This is a genomic window from Moraxella bovoculi 237, from assembly GCF_000696305.2.
GTDB classification, from domain to species: Bacteria; Pseudomonadota; Gammaproteobacteria; order Pseudomonadales; family Moraxellaceae; genus Moraxella; species Moraxella bovoculi.
The window spans coordinates 1-14194 of sequence record NZ_AOMT01000022.1 but is presented as its reverse complement, the minus strand read 5'-3'; the positions used below and the strand labels follow the sequence as shown (position 1 = coordinate 14194).

The following is a 14194-nucleotide window of genomic DNA, read 5'->3' as shown; positions in this document are numbered from 1 at the left end:
AAGCGTGAACAAAAAAGGCAGAGCCAAATTCAAGCCCACCCCCAAAGCCAAAACCGCAGGGCGACAACCTGAAAAAATGGTTTAATATCTTTTGTGGATTGTGGCGATAATTTTTGCCAGCTTTTTAATTGGGCTGGGGAGTAAAATCGTGGCGGATTTGCTGATGATTAGTACCGACCCTGTGGAATTAGCTGATTTTGTCGCCGACCGTCCTGCCTGCGACCAGCTAAAGACGAGCTGACCCAAGCCGAACAACAAGAGCAAGACATCATTCACGAATGGGAACAAAAAAGCCATGAGCTAACCCAAAAACAAAGTTAAAACACAAACGCCCGTGGGACTTTTGACAACTGGCTTGGTGCTCGTTCTGTTACCTAACAATCTGACCAAAATCCCGAAGTCATCAAACGCACAAGCGAGCTTGATGAGCTAAAAGCCCAAGAACAAGCCTTACAAAGTGAGCTGTCCACCATAGAAAAACGTCAACTAGGCAGACGGCAGAGAACATCGAAACCCAAATCATGCTCATGGAAGCGGACGCTATGGACGGCTACAACCGCCATAATAACCGCACCGAATTGCAGGTATTTATTTGTCGCTTGATGATTACCTTGCCACTGTTGTTGGCAGGTTATCTGTTTAAACGCTACCGCCATACCAACGCATGGCCGTTTGTGTGAGGCTTTGTATTTTTTGCCTTGTTTGTGTTTTTTGTGGAATTGGTGCCATATCTACCCAACTATGGCGGTTATGTTCGCTATGGCATGGGGATTATCGTAACGGTCGTCATCGGCAAATACGCCATTGGGGCGATGAGCCCCTATCTAGAACGCAAACGAGTCGAAGAAGCCTTATCTAGCAACGAACACCAACAACATATGGATTATGATGAAGCCCACGTCAAAATCGGCAAGGGCATTTGTCCAAGCTGTGAACGCTCGCTCGATTTTAATAACACCAATTTGGACTTTTGTCCGCATTTTGGGATACATTTGTTTGAATATTGTTCAAATTGCACCACTCGCAAAAGCACCTTTAATCCTTATTGCTTTAAATGCGGTCTGGCAAGTCGCACGGAGCGTTTGGACGAACAGGTCTTTAGCCCTGCAAATCCCAACACTCCACCCACCCAAATCTAAGCACCAAACCCCATGTCATGCGTGGGGTTTTCTATTTTAAAAAATATTATGTTATTACATTTGCTTTCATCATCAATGAAAATTATAATAGCCCAATTTTGCTTATCATTATTATCATGCTAAAACTACTCACATCACGGCTTATCCAACTGCTCTTGGTCGTCTGGTCGGTCGGCACTTTGACCTTTGTTCTTATGCGAAGCCTGCCCGGCGACATGGCGTATCGTATCGCTGCGTCTCGCTATGGCTACGACCAAGTCACCACAAGTTCTGCCGACCAAGTGCGAGCCGAACTGGGACTTGACTTGCAGTGGTATGAGCAGTATATAGCATGGTTTGGCGACCTGCTCCGCTTGGATTTGGGAAACTCGCTCGTCAGTGGGGCAAGCGTGTGGGACGAGATAGCCCACCAGTTTGGGCACACGCTGTCGCTGGCGTTTGTCGCTTTGATTATCTCACTCATCATCGCCCCACCGATAGGCATACTCTCTGCCCTGCGACCCAATGGGGTCTTTGACCGTTTTACCTTATTTATCGCCACCTTACTCCGCTCCGCCCCTGCCTTTATCATTGGCGTGCTACTCATCACCATTTTTGCGGTGCATTTAAAATGGCTACCTGCCATCGGCTACGGCAAGCCGATTAACTACATCCTGCCTGCTCTCACACTCGCCTTGGGTCTGTCGGCGGTCTCCATTCGGGTCAGTCGTAATGCGGCAGTGGCAGTGCTTGACTCTACATTTTATGAATTTGCCAAATTAAAGGGGCTAAGCCCTTGGCAGGCATTTAGACGACATGGCGTGCGTAACATTGCCATTCCCATTGTCGCCTATCATGGGGTACAGCTCATCTATCTCATCGAAGGCGTGGTCATTGTGGAGAGCCTGTTTGCATGGCCGGGTATCGGTCACGCCCTAGTTCACGCCATCATCGCCCGAGACATTCCAATGATACAAGGCTCGGCTTTGGTCATGGGTGGGCTGTTCGTGGTGTTAAACGCCGTCTTGGATGTCATCAATCGCTACATTGACCCCCGTTATCAAGCTCACTAAGCCTTATCAGTACTTGCCAAACTTCGTTATCAATTTGCCAATATTATGATGAAATACTTAAAAAACCTAACCCCCACTCAGCTTATCGGAATTATCATCTTGGCGGCACTCCTCATCTTTGCCTATGGCAGTCCACTCATACGCCCCCATGACATGGCACTGCAAAACCTAGATGTTATCCTATCTGCCCCCAGTGGCAAGCACCCCTTTGGTACTGACCATCTAGGGCGTGATATGATGGCTCGCCTTGCGTCCGCCATTCGCTTGTCTTTTTCGCTCATTGTCGGCTCGGTGGGGGTGTCGCTCATCTTTGGGCTGCTGTTTGGCTTGCTGGCGGGAATTTTTGGAGGGATTTTGGATAACTTTTTTAACTTTATCTGTGATTGTATCATGGCATTGCCTGGTTTATTGTTTATCCTACTGTTTGCGTCTATCGCCCCCAACAGTTTTTGGTCGCTGTATCTGGGCGTATCACTTGTCATGTGGGTGGAGTTTTTTAAGATGACCCGTGCGATGAGCCTAACCTTGCGCAAATCAAGCGAAGTACAAGCCAGTACACTCATGGACATGGGTCTGTGGTACATCATCAAACGCCACTATCTGCCACGGCTCGCCCCTGTCATGTGGACACTCTCAGCATTTGGGGCGGGTAATGCGGTGCTAGCCCTTGCCACGCTTGGCTTTGTCAATGTCGGTCTTAAACCGCCGACCGCCGAGCTGGGTCTGATGATGACCGAACTATTTCCTTATTATTATGAAGCGCCTTTGGTGTTCTTTTTGCCGATTATTACCGTGTTTTTACTCGTGCTTTCTTTTCAATTATTATCAGGCAAACAGGACGGCTAATCATGCAAAACACCCAATCATCACAAGATATCTTAATTCAAATCAATAACTTATCCGTCCACACTAAAGACGGTGCTACCTTAGTCGAGCCCATTAGCCTTAGCATAAAAAAGGGGCAAAATTTGACCATCTTAGGTGAGACAGGGTCGGGCAAAAGCCTGCTTGCCCAAGCGGTCATGGGGGCATTGCCTAAGGGCTTGACGGTCAAAGGACAGATTCTCATCAACGGCAAAACGCTCCATGACGGACAAGGCAAGCTTGATGAACATCAATTTGCCAAGCTGTGGGGGCGTGATTTGACCATGCTCCCCCAAGAGCCAGTGCGTTCGCTTGACCCCACCATGACGGTGTTTCGCCAGATTTGGGAGAGTCTGCATTTTGTCAAACGAGTCGATAACTCTGCCGCCAAAGACACCACCTTACGCACCTTAGAGCAACTCTCCTTAGCCCACGCCAAAGACTACTATCCGCATGAGCTGTCAGGGGGCATGGCACAACGTGCATCCTTTGCGTCTGCTACCGTGAGTGGGGCGTACATGGTTATCGCCGATGAACCCACCAAAGGGCTTGACCACACCAATAAAATCGCTGTCGTGGACATGCTCGGGCAAGTCACCAAACAAGGCGGCTGCCTTTTGACCATCACGCATGACATCGAAGTCGCCAACGGTCTAAGCACTGATAACGGCCTGCTTATGGTCATGAAAAAAGGTAAGCTCTTAGAGCAAGGGCAAGCCACCGATATCCTACAAAATCCCAAATCCGACTACGCCAAAGAGCTGATGAGTGCCAACCCTGCCACATGGACAAAGGCGGACATCACGCCTGCTAAGACACCCCTTTTGACCTTAAAAGACGTGGCCATCAGTCGTGGCAACAAAGAGCTGTTTAGTGGGCTAAACATCACGCTCCATGCAGGGCAAGTGGTGGGACTCATCGGTGATAGCGGTATCGGTAAAAGCTCGCTCGGGGACGCCATTTGCGGGCTTATCAACCCGTCCAAAGGGGTGATGACATGGCACACCAAACCCAAACGCCACCAAGTGCTAAAACTCTACCAAGACCCACCGTCCGCTTTCGCCCAAAACATCACGCTTGGCACGCTCATCGATGACGTGGTCAAACGTCATCATCTTGATAAAATCCAAATCACCCCGCTCATGGAAGCCTTACAGCTCCACCCTGACCTACTACACCGTACAAGCGAGAACGTCTCAGGGGGCGAGCTTCAACGCATTGCCATCATGCGAGCTTTGATGGTGAAACCTGTGCTACTGTTCGCCGATGAAGTTACCAACCGCCTAGACCCCATTACCCAAAAAACCACATTAGATTTACTCACGCACGCCTGTCGCACCCAAAACTGTACACTGGTTGTGGTCAGTCATGACCACGATTTGACACGGCATTACTGTGATACGGTGGTGGACTTGACGGATTATCGTTAGTCTGATGTAGAGAGTTTGGCATTTTAGCGACAAGAATTTTTGTCAAAATTATGCTAAAATAAATAGGTGTCAGTTACCAGCTGGCACCTATTTATTTTATTAACAAAAACAACAATGAACGGAACGATCGTGAGCGAACAGGATAATAACACACCCACCCTTTTAGACCCCGCATCAGTCGGAATCGTAACACCCCAAACCTTGCATTTTGATGAGCCATTGACCTTAGAATGCAAGCGGGTGTTGCCGTCATTTGACTTAGTCATCGAGACTTATGGCGAGCTAAATGCCGACAAAACCAACGCCATTTTAATCTGCCACGCCCTATCAGGCTCACACCACGCCGCAGGCTATCACAGTGAGAGCGACACCAAAGCAGGTTGGTGGGATAATCTGATTGGCAATGGCAAGGCGATAGACACGAGCCGATTTTTTGTGGTGTGCCTAAACAACATCGGCTCATGCCACGGTTCCACAGGCCCCACCACCATCAATCCTGCCACAGGCGAGATTTGGGGGGCGGATTTTCCACTCATCACGATAAAAGACTGGGTAAAAACCCAAGTCATGCTATCAGACCGCCTAGGGATTGCCAAATGGCACGCCATTGTCGGTGGGAGTATGGGCGGCATGCAGGCGTTGCAATGGTCGGTGGACTACCCCGACCGCTTAGAACGCGCCGTCATCATCGCAAGCACACCCAAGCTCTCCGCCCAAAATATCGCCTTTAACGAAGTCGCTCGCCAGTCTATCCTATCCGACCCCGATTTTCATGACGGCTGGTATCTCAAACACGGCACTTATCCTAGACGTGGGCTGATTTTAGCTCGTATGGTGGGGCATATCACCTACATCACCGAAGAGGCGATGAAAGCCAAGTTCGGACGGGACTTAAAATCAGGTAAATTCATGTACGGCTATGATGTGGAATTTCAAGTAGAAAGCTATTTGCGTTATCAAGGCGAGCGATTTAGCAAAAATTTTGATGCCAATACTTACCTACTCATGACCAAAGCACTGGATTATTTTGACCCGACACGGGATTATACGAAAGATGAGCTGGGCGAAAAAGAAGCTCTCAAACAAACGCTTGCTCGCACCAAGTGCCAATTTCTCATCGTCTCGTTTACCACCGATTGGCGGTTCACGCCTGAGCGGTCGGTTGAGATTGTGGACGCTTTAATTGCAAACGACAAGCGAGTCAGCTTTGTCAATGTGGACGCACCGCACGGGCATGATTCGTTTTTGTTTAACATTCCCCGTTATACGACTGCCGTTCGGGGCTTTTTGAACGCTCCTGTCATCAAACGACAAACAGGCGACATCACGCCCCAAGAGATTTCACAATTGGCAAGACAATAAAATAAGGAAACTCATGAACAACATCGACCACCAACTTGCCGAAAAATGGATAAAACCCAACTCAAAAGTCCTAGATTTGGGCTGTGGGGACGGCACACTATTGGCTCACCTGCAAGAACGTCTGGGCGTGTTTGGCTATGGCATTGAGATTGACCCTAACAAAATCAATGAAGGCATTACCAAAGGGCTAAACATCGTAGAGCAAGACCTAAATGACGGCTTGGCTCGCTTTTCCGACAACAGTTTTGATACCGTGGTGATGGCTCGTGCCTTGCAAGCGGTCAAAAATCCTGAAACCTTGCTAAACGATATGCTAAGAGTAGCTAAATTTGGCATTGTAACTTTTCCAAACTTCGCCTATTGGCAAAACCGCATTTATCTTGGCATTAAAGGCATTATGCCGATGAGTGAGACCTTGCCCCACCAATGGTACAACACGCCCAACATTCATCTTTGCACCTTTAAGGATTTTGAACGACTGTGCCACGACAACAACATTCGCATTTTAGATACGGTCGCCCTATGGGACAACCCCAATCCCAAAATCCCTGCCTTTGTTCGTGATAAAATAGTCAAAAAAGCCCCCAACCTGTTGGCGGACGTGGCGGTGTTTCGAGTGGCGCGCACCTAAAATAATATGCTTAGTAGGCATAGAAATGCAATTTAGTAAGTTTATTTGCCATTTTGTAACATCTGTTTGATTGAGTTTATCGAATCAAGATGTTAATATAGTTCGGGTATGCTTAAATATTTAGAGCACCCCATCTTAATGACTTATCATCCATTAAGTCATTTTTGTTTTAAAAAATCAGTGGAGTTACCATGAAAGTCCTAAAAGCTATCCTACTTTCAACCATTCTAGGATCAGCGACGCTTGCAAGCGCACAAAACCCATCATCTACTTCGCGCTTTGAGACCATGGACATCGCAAGTCTAACTTCACAAGCCTCTCAAGGCAATCATCACGCACAGTTTTTCTTAGCCAAACGCCTACAAAAAGGTGAAGGCGTACAAAAAGACGCCAATCGCGCTGCCTACTGGTACATGCGTGCCGCCGAACAGAATATTGCTCCTGCACAGCTAAACCTTGGCATCATGTATCTGCGTGGTGAAGGCGTCAAGGCCGACATGGCAACTGGTCGTAAATGGCTAGAGAGCGCAGCACACCTAGGTGACAACCGTGCAAGCTATGCCCTAGCGATGATCGACGAAAGACAACAGCAACTTGTTGATGCCTACAAATGGTACGACCTATCTAGCCGCGACGGTATGCTAGACGATAACATCCGCGGTAAAGCTCAAGCCAAGATCGGTCAGCTCGCCCTAAACCTATCATCAAGCGACATCGAAAAAGCCAAAAACAGCGCCAATCATTGGTTTCAAAATCAATGATTTTATGATGGTAAAATGACACCTAACACCCACACCTGACCAATGATTAAAACAAGCTGCCCTGACCCATCAGACAAGGCAGCTTTGTTTCAAAACCTAACCGTGCCAATTTTTCTTTTAACATCACGATATTATAAAAAGAATGGGCGTTGGTCGTATTTTGAAAATAAATGAACAATTCATCAAAGTATTGCCTATTGGCAAAAATCTCATCGGCGATTTTACTAAGTTCATCATCGCTATAACGATAATCGTGTCGCTCTTTGGCAGTTTTTTCGTCCCACCAGCGTGGATTGTTGCCGTGTAGGCGATAATACGCCGTGCGTGCATTCGCCCAAAAAGGCGTGTTTGGCAGTCCGATATTTTTTGGATAATCAGCGTTTACCCAAATCAAATTGGGCGATTTGGCAAAATGGGCAAATACAGGGTCAACATGCCAACTGGGGTGGCGAAACTCTATGGCAAGCAGATGTCCATCAAACCATGTTGCCAGCTCGCCCAAATACTGGCGATTGGTGATGGTTCGTTCAAAGCTGTGGGGGAATTGCAATAACAGCGGAGCCAACTGCTTGCTAAAAGGCGTTAAAATGTGTAAAAAATTTTTGGCGGATTGGGCGGTAGCAGTACGAGCATGGCTAAAATCTTGGTGTAGTTTGAACGAAAATTTTAGCCGTTTATCAGCTTTGGCAAACATACCTTGCACAGTCTTTTGACCAATGGGTGCATGAAAACTGCTGTTTATTTCTACACAATCATAATGATTGGCATAATGATGTAAAAAATCATTCGGCCGTGCATTGTGCGGATACAGCACTCCAATCAAATCATTGTCGCCATATCCGCCTGTGCCAATATGAATACGCTTCACCAACTTAATCAATCGGTGGCGTGTAAGTGCCGTTTTTGATGTCGTCTTTGATGCGTTCTGCCTCTTGTAAGACTTGGGTAAGCAATGCTTGAACATTGTCAAGCGTGGCAATGGGGCTTAATGTCGTCATCTTTAAGGACTGTACATCACGGTTTTTGTCAATCACACGAGTTACCCCAATATTTGCCTCACCACGAGCAAACAGTTCATCTGCGACATTTTGATTAAGACTATCAATCAAATGCGTTGGATACTCTTTTGGCACAACACGAAACAGCACGCTGGCAAATTGCGGTTCAATAAGCAACTCCAAACCGTCCGTTGCTTTAATATAATCCGCCACTTGACGAGTTAATTTCACGCCATGGTCAATCATTGAACCATACAACTCTTCACCCAGAGCTTCAATGGTCATCCACAGCTTTAACGCATCAAATCGGCGAGTGGTCTGCAAAGACTTTGACACCAAATTTGGCACGCCGTGTTCTTCATCATAGGCAGAGTTGAGGTACTCAGCTTCATAGTGCATAAAGCGGTAGTTTTGTTCGTCTTTTAATAAAAACGCGCCGCATGAGATGCTTTGGAAAAAATGCTTATGAAAATCAAGCGTGATCGAGTCGGATAACTCAATGCCGTCAAGCATATCACGGTATTCATTGGACAAAATCAATGCTCCGCCCCATGCCGCATCAATATGCAGCCACGCCCCAAAGTCATCACACAGCTTGCGAATGGCTTTGATGTCATCAATCGCCCCTGCGTCCGTTGTCCCTGCTGTTGCCACCACGCACGCCACGATTTTGCCGTCCGCTTTTAAATCCGCCATGGTTTTGGCAAGGGCATCTGTATCCATCTTGGCATTATCGTCCACAGGCACGGTAACGACAGATTGAAAGCCCATGCCCATCATTGCCATGTTTTTTTGCACGCTAAAATGAGCATTCTCTGAGCAAATCACTTTGACTGCTTGCATGGCGTCTGCTGGAATGCCGTCTTTTTGTACCGACCATTCTTTGCCGTCTGCATTTTTCCAGTACTTCGCAATTGCCCAGTCTCTTGCTAATAGCACGCCCATCAAATTGGACTGCGTACCTCCTGATGTGAACACGCCTGCCTGCCCTGCCCCATAGCCGACCTTTTGGCGTAGCCAGTCAATGAGCTGTACTTCCATCAGCGAGCCTGCTGGCGACTGGTCCCACGAGTCCATGGATTGGTTGGTGGCATTGATCAGTACTTCGGCAATTTGTGAAGTTACCATCGTGGGACAATGCAAATGAGCGAGCGAATGTGGGTGATGAACTTTCAAACTTTTGTTTAAAAACAGCTCCACCAGCCGCTCCAATGCCTTATCCACACCCAAACCATGTTTTTGTGGATTAAAACTGATTTGAGAGCGTAACTCTTTAATGCTGCCGCCTGTGTACATTTTGTCGTTTTTAAGCCATGCCGTTACCGCTTTGACAGCGTCCGTCATCGCTTGTTCATAGTCTGCTATGGACTGGCTATCATTACAAAGTAAGGCTTGGCGGTGTTGTTCAAAAGTTGGCATGGCTCCATCCTAAAAGTAAAAAATGCTTTATTTTAGCATATTTGCATCATTTAATATACCTTATTATTTTCGGTTAATTCATTGATTTTTTGCACCACTTGATAGCCTACTTCATCATTTATTTCAAAAAATCTTTTGGCACAAGCAATCTTAAACCGCTCTTCCCACTTCAATTTATCAACCACCACCCCATCTTGAATGGATTTATCGCCTGTATTTTTGGTTTCGGCAATAAAATAAACCTGCTCGCCATTTTTATTGATGACAACCGCCCAATCAGGATTATAATTACCGATTGGTGTTGGGATTTTAAACTTTTTGGGCAATTTAAAATAAAAATCTACTTGCTCATCATAATTTTGACACTGTGTGGCAAATGTTTTTTCTGTACCTGAATCCAAATCCAATACACTATTGTAAATGGTTCGGTGCATTTTACCTTTATCCACTTCAAAAGTATAATCATTAACAAAAATCGGATAAGTCTCAAACAGATTTTGTTCATACATTTCATCCAATTTTTGATAATGAATGCCGTTTTTCATCAAATCGTACAGTTCATTATTGATGAGTTCTGCCACAATTTCAATAAAGCGTTGTGGGTTATTTTTAATCTCATCAATTCTGCCAGATTGCCTTAAAATCTCTACCAAAGTCTGACGAGTTAATCCCGTTTTATTTTGCAATGCCTTTAAAATATCAGGTATGGCAATTTTTTTGTCCAGATACTGATAATCAGAATAAACCTCTTTTGTCTGTACGCCTGTTTCGCTATTTTGAATGAGTCGTGCTTTTTTAATTTCAATTTTTGGTTTGGCAATGGCTGGCATTTTGTTTAATGCCTGACTTGCCAATTTAATCAATTCATCGCTATCAAATGCAACACGATATTTGGTTTTTTGACGGATACGCTCCCAAATTTGTAAAAATAGTGGGTCGGTAAACGCATCAAAACGGTAAGTTACCGTGCGTTCATTTTCGGCATTTTTAATATGCGTTTTTTCAAATTTCACACCACAATCATCGATATATTCCTGCTGTAAACTGCTGGCAAATTGCTCATAGCTTTCATTGGGAATCACGGTCAAAATATTAACCTGTTCATCATAAACTCTCTCGCCATTTTGATTGACACACAGTCTTAGACCACGCCCTAGCTCTTGGCGTTTTTTGATTTGTGAAGTGGTTTCATTTAAAGTACAAATCTGAAAAACATTGGGATTGTCCCAACCTTCTTTTAAGGCTGAATGACTAAAAATAAATCGCACAGGTTCATCAAGCGACAATAAACGCTCTTTATCCCTCATAATCAATTCATAAGCATCATTATCATCTTTGGTTGTGCCGTTACTATTTTTGGCATTGCCTTTTTTGTCTTGGCTAAAATAGCCACTATGTACGCCAATTGCTGATTGCCCTGTTTCTAATTCATACAATTCTTCAAACCAATGATAAAATTTACCGATTTCACCTTGTGCATTGGTGCGATAGTTTTCCACTTTATCAATAAAAAATAGCGATAATACTTTAATACCTAATGGATTTAACTGCTTTTCACGCTGTAAATGTACTTTAATCGTGGCGTGAATTTGCTGTTTCATAATATCATCTTTAAGATAATCCAAATTGACGCCACGGGCAATTTCTATACCATTAGAAAATCTAACTATCTGGTTTTCCAAATCAATGCCTGTAACCATAGATCCTTGATGGTTGGGATTTTGTTTTGATTTTTCATATAAATTATCGCCCGTTTTTACTGTAATAGTCTTTCTTTTTAATTTTCTATTTTCATTTATATCAATGATAATTTTGGCTTTTAATCCGCCTTTATTAACGACTTCTTTTAATTCAATAAAAGCATTATTTTTATCCTGCGACACTACAGAATTGACCACGATTTGTTTTACCAAATTCTTTTCAAATGCTTGTACAGGATTTAGGCTATATACTTTATTGATAATTTCTTTATGCGTTGCTGAATATCCAATCGTAAATAATGGATTTAAATTATCAATGGCATTTTTGCGTTTATCACTGCTGATATTTTGTGGTTCATCAATAATAATGATTGGATTCGTTGCTTGGATTAACTCCATCAATACGCCATTTTCTCGCTGTTGATTGATGATATTGCTTTCTTTTTCAAAAGATTGAATATTCATCACCAAAATTTCGATATGTGTACTTGTCGCAAAATGTTTTAACAAGTTTGTTTTGCGTCCGCTATATTCATAATAATGATAAATCGGCGAATTAAATTCATCTTTAAAATATCCTTTTGTGCTATTTAAAGTTTGCAATACACCTTCACGAATGGCGACACTTGGCACAACAATGATAAATTTTCGCCAGCCATAGCGTTGATAAAGCTCAAAAATGGTATTTAAATAAACAAAAGTTTTACCTGTACCCGTTTCCATTTCTACACTAAAATACAAATTATCCAATTTATCAGACAAAGAAAGCTGATTTTGCGTTTGGATATTTCTTAAATTATCAAAAATATCATCTTTGGATAATGATAATTCATTGGCAATGACACGCATATTGTCTTTATCCGACAAGCTAAAATCATCTTGATGATGTGTGATTTCGCCCTGAAATAAATTCACAATACTGTCAATCGCCTGTTTTTGATAATCTAAATGCTCATATTGAATTTGCATCACCCATTCCCCCAATAATTAAATGCTTTCAAAATTTAGTCCAGCATCTTTAAATTGCAAAATCACATTGGATTTTTCGCTGTCATTTAAAAATACTTTGTCTAGGACAACGGTTTTGGCAGGTTTTTTGTCAATAATGGCGTTAAACTCATCTTGGGATAATGAATTTAGTACAATGGCGTATGATTTATTTTCACAAGTTAGCCAATAAATGCCGTTATCAAATTTAATATCAGCCGTTAATTTTAATCCCATCTTTAATAGCAGTTCATAGACAATATCCATCTCATTGGTATTATCTTTTAAGGGGTCAATATACATCTCTAATTGCTTGGCAATATCGTCATCGTCAATTTGCCACGCTTTAAAATTACTATCACTTAATTTAAATACCTTAAATCCTGTATCAAGGGTTTTATCGGGATTTTCGGCCTTGATTTTTGCCCCTGCACGGCGAATGCGTTCTTTGGAGATTTCGCTAATGGTTTTAAATCCAGCTTTATAGGCTTCGCTTTTTTCATCGGTGAGTTCAGGTAATTGCACCATTATAAACTGACGATTGCCGTTATCTTCTGCGTTTAATTGCATGACAGCGTGGGCGGTCGTTGCCGAACCTGCGAAAAAGTCTAGGATAATGGAATTTTTGTTGGTTGATATTCCTAATAAATGAATAATCAATTTTGCAGTTTTTGGAAAACTAAAATAACTAATATTATCAAATAGTTCTTTTAGTTCAATTTTTCCATTTTGAGTACGGCCAAAACGAGTATCTACTAATAAATTTCTAGGTTTCGCCCCTAATTTTTCATAACTTTTAGTATAAACATAGCCATTCTTAAATACCAATTCATTATATCTTTCTTTTACTAATTGTTCAGACCATCTCCAACGAGCAGTAGGATTATCTGGATTTGGCTGTTCAACTGTATATATTGTTCCATCAGGTGCTGTGATTGGATAGTCTAAACTTTTGATATACCCCAATGCTTTTTTATCTAATCTATCTAAAGCATATTTTCCAAACTCATCTTCATATTGATAGTTTGTTGTGGTTTCAGCTTTCAAATCATCAAACAGTTCAAATTGATTGGCATCTTTAGCATAAACCATTACATACTCATAATCCGATGAAAAGAATTTTGCATCATTTCCACCGCCATTTTTACTTTTCCAAATTAAACAATCAACAAAATTCTCTCCCCCAAAAATCTCATCACACAACAACTTTAATTGAGCCTGTTCATTATCATCAATACTGATAAATATCACGCCATCATCAGAAAGCAAAGTATGAGCCAAATGAAAGCGTGGCAACATCATATTAAGCCAATTAGAATGATAATGCCCATTGTCTTTGCTGTTCTTTTTAAAGGATTTTAACAATTCACCATTAATATCCCTATCACCTGTGGCAATTTCATAATCTTTTTTGCTTTGGCTAAAATCATCGTGATAAATAAAATCATTGCCCGTATTATAAGGCGGGTCAATGTATATCATTTTGATTTTGCCTGCATAGGATTTTTGTAATATTTTTAAGGCTTCTAAATTATCACTTTCAATAAAAATGTTTTGTGTGGTATCAAAATCCACGCTCTCGGCAGGACAAGGCATAAGCGTGTTATTGGTAGGGGCTTGCAGGGCTTGATAGGCGGTTGATTTGCCTGCCCAATTCAAGCCGTAGCGTTCGTTTTGGGCAAGGTGGTCGCCCAGTAGGGTTTTGAGTTTTTCTAGGTCTAGGGCGTGTTCGCTAAAAATTTCAGGCAGGATTTGACGAAGTTTGGCTAATTTTTCACCAAAAAAAGTCGGTATTATGGGCGGTTTTTAGGCTGTTGGTTGGTTGGTTGGTTGGTTGGTTGGTTGGTTGGT

General features: G+C 43.1%; 13 protein-coding genes. 9 read left to right on the top strand and 4 right to left on the bottom strand.

Going from position 1 to position 14194, the window contains the following annotated elements; genetic code table 11:
* Positions 1–100: 100 nt before the first annotated feature.
* The 9 genes from MBO_RS04710 (at position 101) to MBO_RS04670 (ending at position 7239) form a co-directional block, all read left to right on the top strand.
* Entirely contained in the window at positions 101–241 is a 141-nt protein-coding gene (locus MBO_RS04710; RefSeq protein ID WP_187648940.1) for a hypothetical protein, read from the top strand.
* A 280-nt stretch (positions 242–521) separates the two neighbouring features.
* Positions 522–680: a hypothetical protein gene (locus tag MBO_RS04705; RefSeq protein ID WP_187648939.1), complete on the top strand. Its 159-nt coding sequence runs from the start codon at positions 522–524 to the stop codon at positions 678–680.
* 33 nt (positions 681–713) lie between these two features.
* Positions 714–1139: a hypothetical protein gene (locus MBO_RS04700; protein ID WP_187648938.1), complete on the top strand. Its 426-nt coding sequence runs from the start codon at positions 714–716 to the stop codon at positions 1137–1139.
* 116 nt (positions 1140–1255) lie between these two features.
* The gene (locus MBO_RS04695; RefSeq protein WP_036365238.1) at positions 1256–2191 is read left to right on the top strand and encodes an ABC transporter permease; all 936 of its coding nucleotides are present in this window, start codon (positions 1256–1258) and stop codon (positions 2189–2191) included.
* 45 nt (positions 2192–2236) lie between these two features.
* Positions 2237–3037, top strand: coding sequence for an ABC transporter permease (locus tag MBO_RS04690; RefSeq protein ID WP_197971990.1), 801 nt, complete (start codon positions 2237–2239; stop codon positions 3035–3037).
* Positions 3038–3039: 2 nt separating this feature from the next.
* Positions 3040–4485, top strand: coding sequence for an ABC transporter ATP-binding protein (locus MBO_RS04685; protein WP_036364452.1), 1446 nt, complete (start codon positions 3040–3042; stop codon positions 4483–4485).
* A gap of 114 nt (positions 4486–4599) precedes the next feature.
* On the top strand, positions 4600–5847 hold the full coding sequence (gene metX / locus MBO_RS04680) for a homoserine O-succinyltransferase MetX (protein WP_046697889.1): 1248 nt from the start codon (positions 4600–4602) through the stop codon (positions 5845–5847).
* 13 nt (positions 5848–5860) lie between these two features.
* A complete protein-coding gene (metW, locus tag MBO_RS04675) occupies positions 5861–6478 on the top strand; it encodes a methionine biosynthesis protein MetW (RefSeq protein WP_036364449.1) in 618 nt (205 codons plus the stop codon).
* A gap of 191 nt (positions 6479–6669) precedes the next feature.
* Positions 6670–7239, top strand: a complete 570-nt coding sequence (locus tag MBO_RS04670; RefSeq protein ID WP_036364446.1) for a tetratricopeptide repeat protein — start codon at positions 6670–6672, stop codon at positions 7237–7239.
* A 46-nt stretch (positions 7240–7285) separates the two neighbouring features.
* Here MBO_RS04670 and MBO_RS04665 read toward each other — a convergent pair whose 3' ends face one another.
* The 4 genes from MBO_RS04665 to MBO_RS04650 are packed head-to-tail and all read right to left on the bottom strand — an operon-like array spanning position 7286 to position 13918.
* Entirely contained in the window at positions 7286–8107 is an 822-nt protein-coding gene (locus tag MBO_RS04665; protein WP_036365228.1) for a DUF72 domain-containing protein, read from the bottom strand.
* Positions 8108–8111: 4 nt separating this feature from the next.
* Entirely contained in the window at positions 8112–9656 is a 1545-nt protein-coding gene (locus MBO_RS04660; RefSeq protein ID WP_036364444.1) for a pyridoxal phosphate-dependent decarboxylase family protein, read from the bottom strand.
* Positions 9657–9706: 50 nt separating this feature from the next.
* Positions 9707–12325, bottom strand: coding sequence for a restriction endonuclease (locus MBO_RS04655; RefSeq protein WP_036364439.1), 2619 nt, complete (start codon positions 12323–12325; stop codon positions 9707–9709).
* A gap of 18 nt (positions 12326–12343) precedes the next feature.
* Positions 12344–13918 (bottom strand): site-specific DNA-methyltransferase, encoded by a 1575-nt coding sequence (locus MBO_RS04650; protein ID WP_036365226.1) that lies wholly within the window; start codon positions 13916–13918, stop codon positions 12344–12346.
* Positions 13919–14194 lie beyond the last annotated feature (276 nt).

Excerpts from the sequence above, each read along its gene's own strand:
- MBO_RS04690 (WP_197971990.1), top strand. The coding sequence starts at position 2,237 with ATGATGAAATACTTAAAAAACCTAACCCCCACTCAGCTTATCGGAATT.
- MBO_RS04670 (WP_036364446.1), top strand. The coding sequence starts at position 6,670 with ATGAAAGTCCTAAAAGCTATCCTACTTTCAACCATTCTAGGATCAGCG.
- MBO_RS04705 (WP_187648939.1), top strand. The coding sequence starts at position 522 with ATGCTCATGGAAGCGGACGCTATGGACGGCTACAACCGCCATAATAAC.
- MBO_RS04685 (WP_036364452.1), top strand. The coding sequence starts at position 3,040 with ATGCAAAACACCCAATCATCACAAGATATCTTAATTCAAATCAATAAC.
- MBO_RS04695 (WP_036365238.1), top strand. The coding sequence starts at position 1,256 with ATGCTAAAACTACTCACATCACGGCTTATCCAACTGCTCTTGGTCGTC.
- metW (WP_036364449.1), top strand. The coding sequence starts at position 5,861 with ATGAACAACATCGACCACCAACTTGCCGAAAAATGGATAAAACCCAAC.
- MBO_RS04660 (WP_036364444.1), bottom strand. The coding sequence starts at position 9,656 with ATGCCAACTTTTGAACAACACCGCCAAGCCTTACTTTGTAATGATAGC.
- MBO_RS04655 (WP_036364439.1), bottom strand. The coding sequence starts at position 12,325 with ATGCAAATTCAATATGAGCATTTAGATTATCAAAAACAGGCGATTGAC.
- metX (WP_046697889.1), top strand. The coding sequence starts at position 4,600 with ATGAACGGAACGATCGTGAGCGAACAGGATAATAACACACCCACCCTT.